The sequence below is a fragment of the Sandarakinorhabdus glacialis genome, assembly GCF_014643455.1.
In the GTDB taxonomy this organism is placed as follows: domain Bacteria; phylum Pseudomonadota; class Alphaproteobacteria; order Sphingomonadales; family Sphingomonadaceae; genus Sandarakinorhabdus; species Sandarakinorhabdus glacialis.
Genome location: NZ_BMJM01000004.1, coordinates 157,131 through 173,888 on the forward strand (window position 1 = coordinate 157,131; position 16,758 = coordinate 173,888).

The following is a 16,758-nucleotide window of genomic DNA, read 5'->3' on the forward strand; positions in this document are numbered from 1 at the left end:
GCTCCCCAGGACAGGAGATCAGCTATGGACCAACGCATCAGCATCGTCACGCTGGGAACCGACGACCTGCCGCGCGCGGTGGCATTCTGGGAGGCGATGGGATGGCCGCGGCGGGCCAAGGCATTCGATTCGATCGCCATGTTCCAGGTCGGCGGCATGGCGTTCGCAATCTATCCCTCTGACAAATTGGCCAAAGATTGCGGCATGACCGACCGGGGAAAAGGGTTTGGCGGTTTTACCGTGGCGCAAAACGTTGCCAGCAAGGCCGAGGTCGATGCGCTGCTCGAGAAAGCGGTCGCCAATGGTGCGACGTTGCAGAAGGCAGCCCATACGGCATTCTGGGGTGGTTATTCGGGCTATTTCTGCGATCCGGACGGCCATCCGTGGGAAGTCGCGTATAACCCGTTCACAGCGTTGGCACCTGACGGCAGCCTGGTATTGCCGGATTAGTGAAAGTCGCGCGATTTCGGCAGGATGCGGACGTCGCGGGGATGCCGGGCCATGGCGCCGGGATGGCTCGGGAGTTGATCGGGGTGGATGAATTCATCGCCGCGCGTCGCCTGTATCGGCGGGCCCTGGTCTTCGGATAACAGGTCAAGCGCGGCGCTGCGATCAGCGATGCGGGTGGCCATCAGGTGGATGACGCCTTCGGGGCTGCGTTGGACCTCGCCTTCGACAAGCATCAGCCGCGATGCCATGATCTCGCGGCGGTAGGTTTCGAACAGGCTGGCCCAGATGACGACGTTGGTGACGCCGGTTTCGTCCTCGATGGTGACGAAGATGGCGTTGCCGTTGCCGGGGCGCTGGCGGATCAGCACGATGCCCGCGGTGTGGACCCGGCGGCCATTGGGCGAGGCGCTGGTGGCGGCGCAACTATGAATCCGCTCGCCCGAAAACTGCGGCCTTACCAATGCCATGGGATGATTCTTGAGCGACAGCCGGAGCATCTGGAAATCGACCACGACTTCCTCGCCAGGAGTCAGCAGGGGCAGGTCGACCTGGGGTTCGGCGCCGAGTTCGCGGGCCTTGGCGGCGGCAAACAACGGCAGCACGTCGGAACGCGTACGCAGCGCTTCCCAGGCGGCATTGCGGCGGTCGAGGCCCAGTGACGAACAGGCATCGGCGTCGGCAAGCAGGCGCAGCGCGCGTTCGGGGAGGGCCGTGCGCTGGGCGAGGTCCTCGATTGAAGTGAAAGGCCGGGCGTTTGCAAGGGCCTGGGCCCAGGCGGTGGTGAAGCCGGTGATCTGGCGGAAGCCGAGCCGCAGGGCACCGCCCTCGAGGCTGTTGTCCCAGTCGCTGTGGTTGATGTCTATGGGGTTGATAACGACGCCGTGCTCGCTGGCGTCGCGGACGATCTGTGAGGGGGCGTAGAAACCCATCGGCTGCGAATTGAGCAAACCGGCGGCGAAGGCGGCCGGGTAGAGGCACTTGAGATAGGAGGAGACCCAGACCAGCTTGGCGAAGGCCAAAGCGTGGCTTTCGGGGAAGCCATAGCTGCCAAAGCTTTGGTTTTGCTTGTAGCAGCGCTCGGCGAATTCTTGCTGGTAACCGCGGCGGACCATGCCGCCGACCATCTTTTCCTCGAAATTGTGCATGGTGCCGACGTTGCGGAAGGTCGCCATGGCACGGCGCAGCTGGTTGGCTTCGACGGGAGTAAAGGCGGCGGCGGTGATGGCGAGGTTCATCGCCTGTTCCTGGAACAGCGGCACGCCGTGGGTGGCGCCGAGGACGTCGTGCAACTCGTTGGGATCATGGCCGGGACCGGGTGAGGGGAAGGTGATGGTTTCGAGGCCCTGGCGGCGGCGGAGGTAGGGGTGGACCATGTCACCCTGGATCGGCCCGGGGCGGACGATGGCGACCTGGATGCAGAGGTCGTAGAGAGTGCGTGGCTTGAGGCGCGGCAACATGTTCATCTGGGCGCGGCTTTCGACCTGGAAGACGCCGACGCTGTCGCCGCGGCCGAGCATGTCATAGACCGCCCCGACATCTTCGGGGACGTTGTTGATCTGGTATTGCTTGCCGATATGTGTCTGGATCAGAACGAAAATCTTTCGGATGCAGGTCAGCATGCCGAGCGCTAGGACATCGACTTTCATCAGGCCGAGCTCGTCTATGTCGTCTTTGTCCCATTCGATGAAGGTGCGATCCACCATGGCGGCGTTGTGGATGGGGACGGTTTCGTCGAGGCGGTCGTTGGTGAGGACGAAGCCGCCGACGTGTTGGGAAAGGTGGCGGGGAAAGGACATGATCTGGTTGACCAAGTCGGCGAGGCGCTGCATCTCGAGCGTCTCCGGATCGAAGCCGGATTCGGAAAAGCGCTTTTTTTCCATGGCGTTGGCGGAGCTTCCCCAGACTGTTCCAGTCAATCTCGTGGTGACGTCCTCGGACAGGCCGAGGACCTTGCCGACTTCGCGGACGGCGCTGCGGGGGCGGTAGTGGATGACGGTGGCGGCGATGCCGGCGCGGTCCCGGCCGTAGCGGCGGTAGACGTACTGCATCACCTCCTCGCGGCGTTCGTGTTCGAAATCGACATCGATATCAGGGGGTTCGCCGCGTTCCTCGGAGATGAAGCGGGAGAACAGGAGCGTATGCTTGTCGGGATTAACGGCCGTGATTCCAAGGACATAGCAGACGGCGGAGTTGGCGGCGGAGCCGCGGCCCTGGCAGAGTATGCCTTCCTTGTTGGCGAATTCGACGAGGTCGTGGACGGTGAGGAAATAGGCGGCGTAGTTGAGCTTGGCGATCATTGCGAGTTCGGTGTGCAATGATTTCAAGACCTTGGGCGGGATGCCGGCGGGCCAGAAGATGGCGGCGCGCTCGAAGCTGAGGGTTTCGAGCCAGGCTTGCGGGGTGTAGCCGGCGGGGACCGGCTCGTGCGGGTATTCGTAGCGCAAGTCGTTGAGCGAGAAGCTGATTTTCTTGAGGAATCGCGTGGTTTCGGCGATGGCGCGGGGATGTTTGCTGAACAAGCGCGCCATTTCTGCGGGTGACTTGAGATGGCGTTCGGCGTTGGCCTCGAGGCGTTTTCCGGCTTCGGACAGGATGGTTTTCTGGTGGATGCAGGTCAGCACGTCGTGGAGGCGGCGCTGCGCCGGAGTGGCGTAGAGTGGGGCATTCACGGCGATTGCGGGTATGTCCAGCCCTTCGCAAAGCACGTGGAGAGCTTGTGCGCGCCGGCGATCGGGACCGCGGCGGGACATTTGCACCCCGAGCCAGGTATGTTTTGGGAGAAGCGCCGAAATTTCGGCCAACCTCGGCACCGGGCCATGATCGGGCGGCATCACGATCAGCAGCAGGTCCTGGGCATATTCGACCAGATCAGCGAAGTGGAGGATGCAATCGCCTTTTTCGGCGCGGCGGTTGCCGGTGGTCAAAAGCCGGCATAGACGGCCCCACCCGTGGCGGTTGGCGGGGTAGGCAATGACATCGGGCGTGTCGTCGGCGAAGACCAGCCGGGCGCCGACGGCGAGTTGAAAATCGAGGTCGGGTTCGCCGGCGTCCTTGAGCTGCGAGCGGATCTGGCGCAGCGCAGCATGGGCGCGGACGACGCCCGCGACGGTGTTGCGATCGGCGATGCCGATGCCGGCGTGGCCGAGCATGATCGCGGTCGCCACCATGTCGGCGGGTTCGGAGGCACCGCGCAGGAACGAGAAGCTGGTGGCGGCGGCGAGCTCGGCGAAAGCGGTCATGCGAACAGCCCGTGGAGGTACCAGCCGGGCAAGGGTTTTTCGGTGCCGTAGAGGCCGTGGCGGAACAGCCAGAAGCGGCGGCCGTCGCCGTCCTCGACGCGGTAATAGTCGCGCGTCAGCCCGGCGCCGTCGGCGCGGCGCCACCACTGGGCGGCGATGCGTTCGGGGCCTTCGTGGCGGGTGACTTCGTGGAGGCGGCGGCGCCAGCGGAACCGTCGCGGCGGGCCGTCGGGGACCTCGGCGATGACCTGGATGATCTGCGGCGGGTCGAACAATTGCAGCGGGCGCCACGGAGGGTCGCCCTCGATGACGGCGGGCCAGTTGCCAGAGAAGGGCGAATCGGCGAGCGCCAGGTCGAAGGCGGCCTGTTCGGGGATGTGGCTGTCGGCGGGAATCATCCGGCGGACGCGGTTGCGGCCGAGGCGGGTGGTGAGACGGTCGACAAGGGCGCCGATCTCGCCTTCGGCAAGAGTGCCGCCTTCGAGTAGCAGCTGGCTGGCGGCGAGCGGCGCGGTGACGGGGACCGACAGCCGGATCAGGTCATAGCCGAAACCCGGGTCGAGCGGATCGGACAGGCCGCCGATGCGGTCGCGCAGCAGGCGGATGAGCAGTTTGGGGTCGCGCACCGGGTTGGCGGTATCGACGCCGAGGCGCGCGACATGGCCGTCGCTGCGGAACAGCGCGACATCGAAGCGGCGACCGCCTTCGGCGCGTTCGGTCAGCTGGAGCCCGGCGCGAACCGCCAGCGTCTCGATGACGGCGAGCGCCGCGTCGCTGTGCGCCAATGGTGCGGCAAACCGCTGCTCGGCCTCTATCGGGGTGGGGGCACGGCGCGGCGTGATGTGGATATCGACCTCGCCGAGCAAGCGCGCCAGCCGGTCGGTCATGTCCTTGCCGAAGCGTGCCGCAAGCGCCGGGCGATGCTGTTTGGCGACGTCGGTGATGTGCTTAAGCCCGGCGCGGCGCAGCGCCAGATGCGTCGATTCAGCCACCTCGAGCGCCGTCGACGGCAGGTCGCCGACATCGGCCATGCGGTGCCGCGCCAGTGCCAGCGCTGCATCGGGGGTGTTTGCCAGCGCCGGCCAGCCGGTGAGGCCGAGCTTTGCCAGACGCCGCAACAGATCGTCGACCAGCCCGGCCTCGCCGCCGTAGGGATGGGTGCAGCCGGTGATGTCGAGGACCAGTCCGAGCGGCGGCATCGCCATGACCATCGGCGTGTACCGGTCGCAGCCATCGGCGAGCCATTCGAGCAGTGCCAGATCGGCGGCGGGTTCGTGCGCGATGCTGACGAGGGCCGGCACCCGGGCGCGCGAGTCCGCCAGCGTCATGCCGGGGGCGAGGCCCTGGGCCTGGGATTTGGCATCGACGGCGGCGAGGATGATGGCGCCTTTTTCACGCGCGACCAGCGCGAAGGGGGGCGGTTCAGGCGGCGCGTTGCTTTCGGGTGAGGGCCGGATGCGGGAGCGGATGATTCGTTCCGACGACAGCAGTGGCAGGTACAACGCCAGGTAGCGGCGCTGTGGCGACTGGGGCGGCAGCAGGATCGGTGAGATCGGTAAAAACGCAGGTGTCACGGTTCCACTCCACACGGGCACTGAACCCGGCAATGCCGCTGCGATGGCGCAACAAGCTGATTTCAAAAGCCGGGGCGCCGGGGGCGTCGGCGGGCAACTGTGCCGATGGGATCGCCCTGACGCCCCAGCGCGAGGTCGCCGCACTCGGGCCGGGATCGCCGGTGCGCAGCAACAACGCCAGGACGCCCGACCGTGCCGCCGCCAGCGTCAGCCGGCGCGTTGCCGTCAGGTCGACGACCGAGGCCTTGCCCCAGGGCTCGATGATCACCGCACCGACCGCCGTGCACTGCACCGCCTCGGCCGCCGCGCGCAGCAATGCAATCGTGTCGGGTGCCTCGACCAGCAACAACCGGTCGGGGTCGAAACCAAGCTCGTGAAACCCCAGGCCGTAAAGGCGGCCGTTCATGCGGCCCTTGTCCTCGCGCAGCCAGACCAGCGGGCCCTTGCGCTCGGAACGCAGCGCCATCAGCAGCGCGAATCCGGCGGCGGCGGGGGCGTCCGCTTCCTGCGTAGCGAAGACTTCGTGAAGGGCAGCCTGGGCGAGGCCGCCGCCCAGTTTATGGTCGGTGGATGGGTGCCCGAGAGTCAGCCGGCTGGTGTCGGGCGCGATGGGCTCGGTCAGCGTGTCCACAAGGGATTGGAGGTCGGGTCGACTCATATGTTCCTATTATGTTCTATTAGGGGGTGAGCTTAGTCAAGGTGAGTCTGGTGCCTCCGACGGCTGTCCAAAGGCCTCCGGCGGCTGGGGCCTTGGCCCCAGACCCCATTTTTTGGCGATTATCTTGTTCGCAAACTCAGCGACCGCTTCGGCCCGGAATCGGTCCTACTCTGCGACGCTCGTAAGCGCACTCGAGTTGGCGGGCTGCAGATACTTCGAGGCCTTCGCTCCGGCAGGGGGATCGAGCACGAACCTGGGGTAGGATAGTATCAGTCCGGTATTGGGCAGCTTGACGCTCTGCACGCCGCCCGATTGCCGCGTGCGCACGGCACCTCCGGTTCCGGCAAGCGTGCCGAAACCATAGTCCCGTACGACGTTACCAAAGAGCACCGCCGACGAGTAGGTCAACGGCCCGATCACCACTGTAACCGCACCCGTGAAACAAAACGGCTCGTCGGGGACAGGCTCCGTCGCGGACTCGATCGCGCCTGTCGTCCTGGCGCCGGAGCGCTCGCGCTTCACATAGGTGGAGCCCTGCTTGTAGGGCCGGATGGCGATATATCGGAGGATGCCGTCCTTCCACATGTCATCATCCCCGCCGCCATTGGCGCTGACATCGATCACGAGTCGTTTAGCCGACGCTGTCTTCATCCGGGCAAAGCAATCCCGCGTGAACCCGAAGTAGCGCGCCTTGTCCTCCCAGGAGAAAGACGCGACTGTCAGGCGAGCGCTCCCATCGGCATCGATGCGGCATGCATAAAGACGTTCAAAGCTGGCCTCATGCTGGAGGATGGCAGGGAGACTGTGACCGGCAGGAACAAGGTAATGCGGCTTCGATCCGGCGACGACGAGATCATAGGTGGCAGGCGTTCCGTAGAGCTTCGCGAAAAGCAGCCACCAACGCTGCGCCAGCAAGGCGGCGCGAAAGGCCGGTGTGTCGCCGTGCATCCGCGCCAGCAGCGCACGCGCAACATCGCGCGCATCCCGGCCATCGATGCGCGTGATCCGGCGGCCGGCCAGAGATACAGGCGATCCGCCGAGCGCCGCGACGATGACGGGATAGCCTTGCTTGTCGAGGCTGACCTCGAACGGGAAGAAACCGGTTCCCATGCGGATCGCTTCGGCGCTCTGCGCTCGCCAGTCGGGAAGGCCGATGAACAGATGCCCGTCAGCAAGAACCGGGTTCAACTGCGCCAGCGTCACCCAGGCCTCGGTCTGGTCCATGGGACGGACAAGCTGCTTGCGCATTTTCTCGGCTGCGCGATCAAGCTGGGCGCGCGTTACCGAATGTTCCAGGCGGGGGTGCTGGTGTTCGATCGTGTCGATGGCGAAGCGGAGGTCGGCCTGCAGCTCGGCGGGCGTGAACTGCCGAGGCGCCGCTGATGCGCCGCTGGCGGACATGCCGAGCAACACAATAACCGCCGAGACAAGGCGTTTTTCGAGATGCATATCCAATGTCCGGCAACTTTCCTATCAATGCCATCGGGCTCTTTCCCTTTTGGCGTTGTTGAAATACATAGGAATATATTCAACAGGAGTCCATTGCGATGAATGATGATTTCGACCGGCAGGCGGTCTGTGATCCGGCGCAAGTGCGCCTTCTCAGCTCGCCTGTCCGACAGGAGCTGGTCGATACGCTGGCTGCGATCGGCGGCGAGGCAGACGTCGCTGCACTGGCGGAACAGCTCGGGCGTCCGGCGGACGGTCTTTATTACCATTTGCGGGCGCTGGTGGCGGGGGGATTGCTGGCAGAGGCACCGGCCGCCGACGGCAGCGAGCGTCGCTATCGCCTGGCCGGCGAGGGCGGCGCGCCGCTTCGCCTCGCTTATGATCTGGGCGCCGGCGGGAACGTTGCCGAACTGCGTGCCTTTGCGCGCGGGCTGTTGCAGATTGCCGGACGTGATTTCGAGAACGGGCTGTCCAGCGAAGACCCGATGGTGACCGGCGCCGGTCGGGAACTCTGGGCCTCGCGCAACAAGGGCTGGCTGAGTGCCGATGACCTTGCAGAGGTGAACATTTTGCTCGAACGCCTGAGCGCCTTGACCAGCCAAGTGAAAACAGCTGGGCGGGATCGTCTTGCCAGCCTGGCTTTTGTGCTGGCGCCGATCGATGCCCGGCCGAAGCGGCGTGCGTTGCGGAATGCTGGAGCCAAGACGAAGACTGAATAAATGGGGTCTGGGGCCAAGGCCCCAGCCGCCGGAGGCCCTTGAATCGCCCAATTGGAACGCAATCGAATTCAACTTGTTAATTGGCCATACAGAGGGAGAAGGCCGTTGATCCGTTCTATATTGATGGGTGCGATTGCAGGGGCGCGATCGATGACGCCGTTGGCGGCGGTAAGCCTGGCGGCCAAGCAGGGATTGTTACCCAGAAACAATGGGGCTCAGGCGTTCCTGTCGCATCCGGTTGTTGTCGCGGGGTCGCTGGCGTTGGCGGCAGGCGAGTTGGCGGGCGACAAGATGGAATCGGCGCCCGATCGGATTGTCGTGGCCGGCCTGGCGGCACGGTTGATGACCGGCGCGATTGCCGGGGCGGCGCTGGCGCCGCGTGACGAGCGGCTTGTTGGCGGTCTGCTCGGCGCCGCGGCTGCGGTGGCGGCGTCCTATGTGACGTTCGAACTACGGATGCGGGCGCTCCGGCGCTATGGCCAGACAGCTTCGGGGGTGGTCGAGGATGCGCTGGTGGTGGGGTCGGCGCTGTTGATCGTGGCGGTGGCGAACGACCAGGAATATCCGGGGGTTACCGAGAACGAGAATGGGGCGCTGCGCTGGGGGTGATCCTGTTGGGGCAGAGAAGCAGCTGGGTCCCGGGTCAAGCCCGGGATGACAGTCTAAGATCTTGGCCTTTTAGAAGGGTTTGACGATCACCAGGATGACGATGGCGATGGTGGCGAGGGACGGGATCTCGTTGGCGAGGCGGAGGGTTTTTTCGGTGTAGGGGCGGTCGCCAGCGGCGAATTTTCGGGCGGCGCCGATCATCCAGCCGTGAAAGCCCGACAGGCCGAGGACGACGACGAGCTTGGCCCAGAGCCAGAGCGGCCAGCCGAGATGGAAGCCGAGGGCGATGCCAGCGAGCCAGACGATGGTGATGCCGGGGGTGAGGATGATGCGGCGCAGGCGGTTGCAGCGATCGGTCCAGACGGCGTTTTCGGGGGAGTCGGCGGGCAGCTGGGACCAGTAGACGAGGAAGCGCGGTAGCATGAACATGCCGGCCATCCAGAAGATGACGAAGATGACGTGGAGCGATTTGACCCAGAGGTAGCCGTCGCCGAGCCAGCCGGTGCCGAATTCAATCATTTGGCGATCACCGGAAGGGTTCACGCAGCATCGTCATCAGTTGCTCGACATGGGCGATGGGGGCGTCGGGCAGGATGCCATGGCCGAGGTTGAAGACGTGCGGGCGCTCGTCGAAGGCGGCGCGGATGCGCTTGACCGCGGTGGTGAGCGCGGTACCGCCGGCGATGAGGGCGAGCGGATCGAGGTTGCCCTGCACCGGCATGCCCGGCGGCAACATGGCGTCGGCCCATTCGGGATCGACGGTTTCATCGAGGCCGATGGCGTCGACGCCGGTTTCGGCGGCATAGGCGGCGAGCTTGGCGCCGGCCCCCTTGGGGAAGCCGATGATGGGGATGTCGCCGTGGCGGACCATCAGGCGGCCGACGATATCGGCGGTGGGGGCGATGACCCAGCGTTCGAACTGGGCGGGGGACAGGCTGCCGGCCCAGCTGTCGAAGAGCTGGACGGCTTGCGCACCGGCGTCGATCTGGCCCGACAGATAATCGGTGGTGACGACGACGATACGGTCGATGAGCGACTGGAAGGCAGACGGGTCGGTATACGCGAGGCGACGGGCTTCGCCCTGGTCCTTGCTGCCGTGTCCGGCGACCATATAAGTGGCGACGGTCCATGGGCTGCCGGCGAAACCGAGCATGGTGGTTTCTGGCGCGAGCTGGGCGCGGACTTTGGCGACGGTTTCGTAGATCTTGGCGAGGTAGTGCGGTTGCGGCTCGAGGGCTGTGAAGATGCCGTCGAGGAGCGGCGGCGACAGTTGCGGACCTTCGCCGGGGCCGAAGCGGAGGCCCTGCCCCATGGCGTGGGGAACGATGAGGATGTCGGAGAACAGTATGGCGCCGTCCATGCCGAAGCGGCGGATGGGTTGCATCGTGACTTCGGCGGCGGCGTCGCTGTCGTAGACGAGTTCGAGGAAGCCGCCTTTTTGTTCGCGAAGGGCGCGATATTCGGGGAGGTAGCGGCCGGCCTGGCGCATCAGCCAGACGGGCGGCGGATCGCGGCGGTCGCCCTTGAGGACGGCGAGCAAGGGGGGGTCGGCTGAGGGCATGGGGTTCTTTCAGGGGCTGGGGGCGAGCGGTCAAGCAGGGATCGGGCGAGGCGATCGGGGACCGCAAACACTTCTCTTTCAATGATTCTAGAATCTGAAGGTCGGTTGTAGTGGTAAACGGCTGGATTCGGGATAACGCTGCAAGCCCGGAATCATCCACAGGCGGGGTTTGCGGCAATCGTGTGACTCTTGGCGAGTCGCTCGGTTTATCCCCGTTATCCACAGGGGGGCCTGTGGAGTCTTCCACCGGTGGATTGGTTGGGAGCGACTCGGGGGTGCGGGGGAGCGAAGCGGGGCGGAATTGGGCAAGATCGCGCTTGCCCCCCGATACCGCGGCGGCTTAACCCTTGGCTCCCATGGTTATCCCCAGCTTCATTCGCAGGAAAAAAATTTTGCAGCGATCGGCGTGCCACATATGAGCGCCGAGCGGGCCAAGCTGCATCTCCATTTGGTCAGCGATTCGACCGGGGAAACACTCGAATCGGTGGCCAAGGCGGGGCTGGCGCGATTCGAGGGGGTCGAGGCGATCAAGCACTTCTGGCCGATGGTGCGATCGGAGGGGCATCTCGACCGGGTCATGGAGGAGATCGCGCGGCGGCCGGGGCTGGTGATCTATACACTGGTCGATGGCGGGGTGCGCGACCGGCTCGAGCAGCGCTGCGCGACGCTGGGCCTGCCGTTCGTGTCGCCGCTCGATCCGACGATCGGCGCGCTGTCGGAATTGCTCGGGCAGGTCGCGACGCGGCGGCCGGGGCGGCAGCATGTGATGGATGCGGCGTATTTCCAGCGCGTCGATGCGATCAATTACACGATGGTCCATGACGACGGCGCCGGCCACGATGACTGGGAGGAGGCCGATATAATCCTGGCGGGGGTATCGCGGACGTCGAAGACGCCGACGGCGATCTATCTGGCCAACCGGGGCTTCAAGACGGCGAATATACCGATCGTGCCGCAATCGCCGCCGCCGGCGATCCTGTTCTCGGTGGCGGGGCCGCTGGTGGTGGGGCTGACGACGGCGGCGGACCGGCTGATCCAGATCCGGCGCAACCGGTTGCTGACGCTGGGGCAGGCGCCCGACACCGCCTATGTCGAGACGGGGACGGTCGAGGCGGAGCTGGCGTTTGCGCGGCGGTTGTTTGCCGACAATGATATCCCGGTGATCGACGTGACGCGGCGGTCGATCGAGGAGACCGCGGCGGCGATCATCAACCTGGTGCAGGCGCGCGCCGATGCAAAGGCGGAGACGGCGTGATCATATTGGCGAGCCAGAGCGCGGCGCGGCGGGCGATGCTGAGCGCGGCGGGGGTCGTGCATGAAGCGCAGCCGGCGCATGTCGACGAGGAAGGGGTGACGGCGGGGTTGCTCGCGGCGGGGGCGACGCCCGAGCGGGTCGCCGATGCGCTGGCGGAACTGAAGGCGGTGAAGATTTCGAAGCGGGCGCCGGGGGTGCTGGTGCTGGGGGCGGATTCGGTGGTGGTGGCGGCGGATGGGGCGTTGCTGGCCAAACCTGACACGCGGGCGGGGGCGGAGGCGCAGTTGCGCGGGCTGTCGGGGACGACGCACCGCCTGGTTTCGGCGGCTGTGCTGGCGCAGGACGGGACGCCGGTGTGGCGCGCGGGCGGCGCGGCGCGGCTGACGATGCGGGTGTTGTCGGAGGGGTTTATACGCGATTATCTCGATGCCGAAGGTGAAGATGTGTTGGGCTGTGTGGGGTGCTACCGGATCGAGGGGCTGGGGGCGCAATTGTTCGTGAAGGTCGAGGGCGACCAGTTCGTCATTCGCGGGCTGCCGTTGCTGGCGCTGCTCGATTACCTGCGGGTGCGCGGGGTGATTGGCGCGTGACGGTTTTTGCGGAGGTGATCGGCGACCCTGTGGCGCAGGCGAAATCGCCGGTGATCCATGGGTTCTGGCTGGAAAAGCTGGGGCTGGCGGCGGAATATGGCGCGGTGCGGGTGCCGGCAGAGGGGTTGGCGGCGTATCTGGCGGTGCGGAGCATCGAGCCGGGCTGGCGGGGGTGCAATGTCACGATTCCTCACAAGCAGAGCGTGATGCCGCTGGTGGCGGACCTGGAGGAAAGTGCGCGGCAGGTCGGGGCGGCGAATATCGTCTATCCGGGGGCGCATGGCCTGACCGGGGCGAACAGCGATGTCGATGGCGTCAGGGAGAGCCTCGGGGCGCGGGCGGCGGGGGTGACGTGCCTGATCGGCGCGGGGGGCGCGGCGCGGGCGGCGGTATTTGCCTTGCAGGGGGCTGGGGTCGGCGAATTGCGGATCGTCGTGCGGCGGCCCGAGAGCGGGCGGGAGTTGCTCGAACGGTTCGGAATTGCGGGGGCGGTGTTCGGGTTCGATGATGCGGGGGCGGCGCTGGCGGGGGCGGAGACGGTGATCAATGCGAGTTCGCTAGGGATGAACGGGCAGCCTGTTATGCCCGACGCGGTGTTGGACGGGCTGGCGAGGACGGCGGCGGGGGCGCTGGTGCTCGACATGGTCTATGCGCCGCTCGAGACGCGATTGCTGGCGGCGGCGCGGGCGTTGGGACGCCGGCCGGTCGATGGGCTGACGATGCTCATTGGCCAGGCGGACCAGGCGTTCCGGCTGTTTTTCGGGGCGGAGGCGCCGCGCCGGTTCGATGCGGAATTGCGGGCGTTGCTGACAATATGATCATCATCGGGCTGACCGGGTCGATCGGCATGGGCAAGTCGACGGTGGCGGCAATGTTCGAGAGCCTGGGGGTGCCGGTGTTCGATGCCGATGCCGAGGTGCGCAATGTCCAGGGGCCGGGCGGGCGCGCGCTGGCGGCGATCGAGGCGGAATTTCCGGGGACGACGCACGCCGGCGGGCTTCACCGCGAGAAACTGGGCGCGCATGTGTTCGGCAATGCGGCGAGCTTGCGGAAACTGGAGAAGATCCTGCATCCGCTGGTGGCGGAGGCGCAATCGGCGTTCCTGGGGGCGCACCGGCAGAAGGATGCGGTGATCCTGGACGTGCCCTTGCTGTTCGAGAAGGGCGGCTGGAAACGCTGCCATATGTCGATCGTCGTCAGCGCGCCGTACCGGGTGCAGCGGGCGCGGGTGCTGGCGCGACCGGGGATGACCGAGGCGAAGTTCGCCGGAATTTTGAAGTCGCAGATGCCCGACCGGGAGAAGCGCAAGCTGGCGGACGTGGTAATCGAGACGGGGCGGGGACGGCGGCACACCTGGCTGGCGGTGAACGAGGTGGTGAAGGGCCTCCGGCGGGAAGGGGCCTGAGGCCCCTTCACCCCCAATCTATCGTGCGTGGCTGACTGACAATTTCCGGCGGCGCCGGACGGCCATGCCCGTCAAGGCGAAACCCGTGATCAGCAGGGCCCAGCTGCCGGGTTCGGGCACCGCGCCCGCAGCGAAACCTGGAAGATACATCCCGTCGCCCGACATGCTGAGCTTGGTGCCGGGCAACTGGGTCTGATCGAGCGACCTGTAGATGATGTTGAGCCCGGCAAAATCCATGGAGCCCGGCGCGAGGTTCGACCGGCCATAAGCCGTGCCGCCATCGGGATCATTGCTGTAGTCCATGCACGACCCGGTATTGTCGTCACTGCGGATCGCGTTGTTGTGATCAAGGCCGATGGTGTGGCCAAGCTCGTGGCACAGCACCGACTTGCGCCACGCGGACGTATTATAGCGGGCCTGCTGGAAATAGGTTTCGTTGAGCTTGACGGTCGCCATGACGACGAAGCCGCCCGAGGTCCAGACATTGGCATAGCCGAGCCAGCCCTTGGTGCCATAGTTGCCACTGCAAACCTGGATGGTCGCGAGCGACGCGGCGCATGTCGAATTTACCGTGCCGCGGCTGCCGATCAGGTCGAGCTGCGAGGCTTGCGACCAGCCGGCGAGCGCCGGTGCAAAAAAGCTGCTCCATGCGGAGGACGTACGGTTGACCGTTTTTATGGCCAGGGTGCCGGTTCGCGCCCAGCGATAGCCATTCCACGAGCCGGTCGTGACGGCCTGGGCAGGTGCGGTGAGCAGGCAGGTCGACAAAGCGAATATCATCGCCGAGGCAAGGCCACGGCGCGGTGAATTTACCGGTATCAATCGGATCTCCTGTCGAATGCCGCCCGGCCCTGTACCGGCTATGCTCCCCCCGGAGACGGAGACCCCTGCTCGCAGCTGTACCGCAGCGCGGCAATATGCCCGGCACGCGGCGAAGCAAATATTACGGCAGACCGGGAACCTTTCCGGTTGTTGCGAAAGCGAAACTGGCAATGGGTGTTTGTATGCGGTGATTTCCTCATCGATTTGACCTCCACGAGGTCGTTTGCCTCGATCAAAAGGCCCATGCGGCGACCCTGCTCACGACAGTGCGTCGGCTTCTCAGGCACGACTGCGTGCCCGGTCAGACTAGTTGTTTCGCGACCGAAAGTTTCGGTAAGCTTTACAGTTCGTTTAGAGGTACGCCGTGCCGACCGGCGTCAGGTGTCTGGAATGCTAACGTTATCTTAATATCCCGGTAAATGGCATGATCCTTGCTGGAGCGATTCCATGGCCAATCTCGGTCGCAACGAATGGTAGCTCCATCTTGAAACACCTCTGTCGTCTTCTGCCGGTCCTCCTTGCCGGTGCCGCGTTCGCCTCAAGTGCCACGGCCGTCACGCCGCTGCAGATCTCGGTTACCAGCAATCCCTCGGCGGCTGAATCCACCATCCTGGCGGCAACGGTATCCGGCGGCAACGCCACCGCGACCGCCAACGGCAGCGTGACGACATCGGATGTCGCTGTCGGCAAGTTCGATACCGCGACCGGTATCCTGACAGGCGCCACGGTCCATGTGAATACCGCCGTGTCGGCGGTTGCCCAGGTAACCGGAACGGTTGCTGCCAGCGGAGGTGGCCGTACGGTCACTTCGGGCACGGCAATGACCGGCTCCATTTCCACAGCCGGAGTCACGTTTTCGTCCGGCGCGTTGACGGCCAGCCGCCAATGCACGGGCGGCAACTGCCCGAACAGCCCGTCCAACCAGTCGACAACGACCACGGGTTCGATTGTCGGCACATCGGCAGTGCCTCTCGCCAACCTGTCGTCCTACGCCGGCGCCGGCGCGGTCAACTTCACCCGCTCGGCCAGCGGCAGCACCACCGTGACCAACGGCTCGGGGGCACTCAGCGGGACCGCCAACGGCCTTTTCGGTTTCGGCAGCGCCACGCCGGCGAGCAACGTTTACAGCATCACCTACGACTATCTGAACTTCGCCAATCCGTCATTCAGCGGCTCATCGACGGTGACCAACCTGTTGCTCGACTTCGGCACGCTGATCCAGAACAGTGGCCCGGTGACGCTGAATTTCACGCTGTACAACATCGGCAACATCAATACTGCCGGCCTCAGCTTGACCGGGATCAGCCGCGAAACCGGCAATATGGCCTTCAGCTCGAACATCTCGCCGTTCGTCAACGGCCTCGCCGGCGGCAACTCGCTGACCTACAGCATGACCTTCAACCCGGTCGCACTCGGCACAGCCAATGACCTGTTTTCCTTTGCGCTGGCGGATTACGCGCCCGGCGGGGTCGGGGGCAAAGCCTATACGTTGAAGGCGGAAGCCCGCGCCATTGTCGTCTCCGACTTCGACATCATTCCCGAGCCGGCGACCTGGCTCATGATGATCGTCGGCTATGGCCTCGTCGGATTTGCGCATCGGCGGCGCCGGCGGATAGCCGCTCACGCTTGAACGCAGGCGAGCCGGGCGGTGAGGAACTCACCGCCCGGCCGTCAGATGCGACCTGCCTTACGCGGCAACGGTTCGATGAGCCTGGCGCCGCCGCAAGCTGGCACCAACGAGACCAAAGCCGGCCATCAGCAGCAGCCAGGACTGGGGCTCCGGAACCGGAGAAGGTGCGCCGCCGCCGTCATCGATGCTGCCGATGCCGCCGATCCGGAACTGCCGGACGTCACGGACATCCCCGTTCAGAGTGAAGCTGACATTGGTGATGAACTGATCGTCAAAGGCACGGGCCGAGAAGAAGTTCTGGCCGCGGCCGATAGCGAAGTCGTCGCTAAACACCGTGCCGAACTGATCGGTGAAGTTGAGCATGACCGAGGTCGCCGTTGCCTGGGTTCCAAAGATGTTGAACTCGACTTCGGTGAAACCAAGGCCAGTGCCGAGAGCGAAGGCCAGCTGACTCAGATTGCCATCCGCCCCGGTAATGCGCGCCTGGCCGGACGAAGGCGTGGCAAGGAGCTCATTGCCAGTGAACGTCACTGGCAAATTGGTCTGGCTGGTGACGCCAAACGCGTTGTTTCCGCTGGGTGGCGGGCCCTGGAACAGGACGTTTTCGTCGGGCTGGACGACGCCCGGGGTTGAATAAATCACGATGGTAGCACTTGCCGGCGCGGCCGCGCAGACGATCGCTAGAGCTGAGAACGCAACAATTACTTTCGACATGGTTCCTCCTAGGATCCCCCGGAATAGGACAAGCAAGATGCATGCCAACCATACGGGTTCGTTTCCGTAACAATTGTAACGGT

At 65.2% G+C, this 16,758-nt stretch carries 16 protein-coding genes; 8 read left to right on the forward strand and 8 right to left on the reverse strand.

Going from position 1 to position 16,758, the window contains the following annotated elements:
- The first annotated feature begins 24 nt into the window (after positions 1-24).
- Positions 25-450: a VOC family protein gene (locus IEW98_RS07365; protein ID WP_188762285.1), complete on the forward strand. Its 426-nt coding sequence runs from the start codon at positions 25-27 to the stop codon at positions 448-450.
- Here the strand turns inward: IEW98_RS07365 and IEW98_RS07370 are convergent.
- From IEW98_RS07370 to IEW98_RS07385, 4 genes are all read right to left on the reverse strand, one after another.
- Positions 447-3,689 carry an error-prone DNA polymerase gene (locus IEW98_RS07370; protein ID WP_188762286.1) on the reverse strand — a complete coding sequence of 1,081 codons (3,243 nt, stop codon included), beginning with the start codon at positions 3,687-3,689 and terminating at the stop codon, positions 447-449. The two genes, IEW98_RS07365 and IEW98_RS07370, sit on opposite strands and share 4 nt — an antisense overlap.
- A complete protein-coding gene (locus tag IEW98_RS07375; RefSeq protein WP_308785501.1) occupies positions 3,686-5,191 on the reverse strand; it encodes a Y-family DNA polymerase in 1,506 nt (501 codons plus the stop codon). Before IEW98_RS07375 ends, IEW98_RS07370 begins: the two co-directional genes overlap by 4 nt.
- Positions 5,112-5,921, reverse strand: a complete 810-nt coding sequence (locus IEW98_RS07380) for an ImuA family protein (RefSeq protein WP_188762287.1) — start codon at positions 5,919-5,921, stop codon at positions 5,112-5,114. Before IEW98_RS07380 ends, IEW98_RS07375 begins: the two co-directional genes overlap by 80 nt.
- A 165-nt stretch (positions 5,922-6,086) precedes the next feature.
- Entirely contained in the window at positions 6,087-7,370 is a 1,284-nt protein-coding gene (locus IEW98_RS07385) for a S41 family peptidase (RefSeq protein WP_188762288.1), read from the reverse strand.
- 98 nt (positions 7,371-7,468) lie between these two features.
- Between IEW98_RS07385 and IEW98_RS07390 the strand changes: the two genes are divergently transcribed.
- Together IEW98_RS07390 and IEW98_RS07395 are read left to right on the forward strand one after the other, a co-directional pair.
- Positions 7,469-8,089: an ArsR/SmtB family transcription factor gene (locus IEW98_RS07390; protein WP_188762289.1), complete on the forward strand. Its 621-nt coding sequence runs from the start codon at positions 7,469-7,471 to the stop codon at positions 8,087-8,089.
- 123 nt (positions 8,090-8,212) lie between these two features.
- On the forward strand, positions 8,213-8,698 hold the full coding sequence (locus IEW98_RS07395) for a DUF4126 family protein (RefSeq protein ID WP_188762290.1): 486 nt from the start codon (positions 8,213-8,215) through the stop codon (positions 8,696-8,698).
- Between the two features lie 69 nt (positions 8,699-8,767).
- Here the strand turns inward: IEW98_RS07395 and IEW98_RS07400 are convergent, their stop codons facing one another.
- The gene (locus IEW98_RS07400; RefSeq protein WP_188762291.1) at positions 8,768-9,217 is read right to left on the reverse strand and encodes a CopD family protein; all 450 of its coding nucleotides are present in this window, start codon (positions 9,215-9,217) and stop codon (positions 8,768-8,770) included.
- 7 nt (positions 9,218-9,224) lie between these two features.
- Complete coding sequence (gene hemE / locus IEW98_RS07405; RefSeq protein ID WP_188762292.1) at positions 9,225-10,259, reverse strand: uroporphyrinogen decarboxylase; 1,035 nt, start codon at positions 10,257-10,259, stop codon at positions 9,225-9,227.
- A gap of 415 nt (positions 10,260-10,674) precedes the next feature.
- On the opposite strand from hemE, the gene IEW98_RS07410 reads away from it, so the two are divergent.
- The 4 genes from IEW98_RS07410 to coaE are packed head-to-tail and all read left to right on the forward strand — an operon-like array spanning position 10,675 to position 13,509.
- Positions 10,675-11,514: a pyruvate, water dikinase regulatory protein gene (locus tag IEW98_RS07410; protein ID WP_188762293.1), complete on the forward strand. Its 840-nt coding sequence runs from the start codon at positions 10,675-10,677 to the stop codon at positions 11,512-11,514.
- Positions 11,511-12,104, forward strand: a complete 594-nt coding sequence (locus IEW98_RS07415) for a Maf family protein (RefSeq protein ID WP_188762294.1) — start codon at positions 11,511-11,513, stop codon at positions 12,102-12,104. Before IEW98_RS07410 ends, IEW98_RS07415 begins: the two co-directional genes overlap by 4 nt.
- Positions 12,101-12,922: a shikimate dehydrogenase family protein gene (locus tag IEW98_RS07420; RefSeq protein ID WP_188762295.1), complete on the forward strand. Its 822-nt coding sequence runs from the start codon at positions 12,101-12,103 to the stop codon at positions 12,920-12,922. Before IEW98_RS07415 ends, IEW98_RS07420 begins: the two co-directional genes overlap by 4 nt.
- Positions 12,919-13,509, forward strand: a complete 591-nt coding sequence (coaE, locus tag IEW98_RS07425; protein WP_188762296.1) for a dephospho-CoA kinase — start codon at positions 12,919-12,921, stop codon at positions 13,507-13,509. Before IEW98_RS07420 ends, coaE begins: the two co-directional genes overlap by 4 nt.
- A gap of 18 nt (positions 13,510-13,527) precedes the next feature.
- Here coaE and IEW98_RS16385 read toward each other — a convergent pair whose 3' ends face one another.
- Positions 13,528-14,289, reverse strand: coding sequence for a PEPxxWA-CTERM sorting domain-containing protein (locus IEW98_RS16385; protein WP_243450617.1), 762 nt, complete (start codon positions 14,287-14,289; stop codon positions 13,528-13,530).
- Positions 14,290-14,815: 526 nt separating this feature from the next.
- On the opposite strand from IEW98_RS16385, the gene IEW98_RS07435 reads away from it, so the two are divergent.
- On the forward strand, positions 14,816-15,961 hold the full coding sequence (locus tag IEW98_RS07435; RefSeq protein ID WP_188762297.1) for a PEPxxWA-CTERM sorting domain-containing protein: 1,146 nt from the start codon (positions 14,816-14,818) through the stop codon (positions 15,959-15,961).
- Between the two features lie 57 nt (positions 15,962-16,018).
- Here IEW98_RS07435 and IEW98_RS07440 read toward each other — a convergent pair whose 3' ends face one another.
- Positions 16,019-16,675 carry a PEPxxWA-CTERM sorting domain-containing protein gene (locus IEW98_RS07440; protein ID WP_188762298.1) on the reverse strand — a complete coding sequence of 219 codons (657 nt, stop codon included), beginning with the start codon at positions 16,673-16,675 and terminating at the stop codon, positions 16,019-16,021.
- Positions 16,676-16,758: the final 83 nt, after the last annotated feature.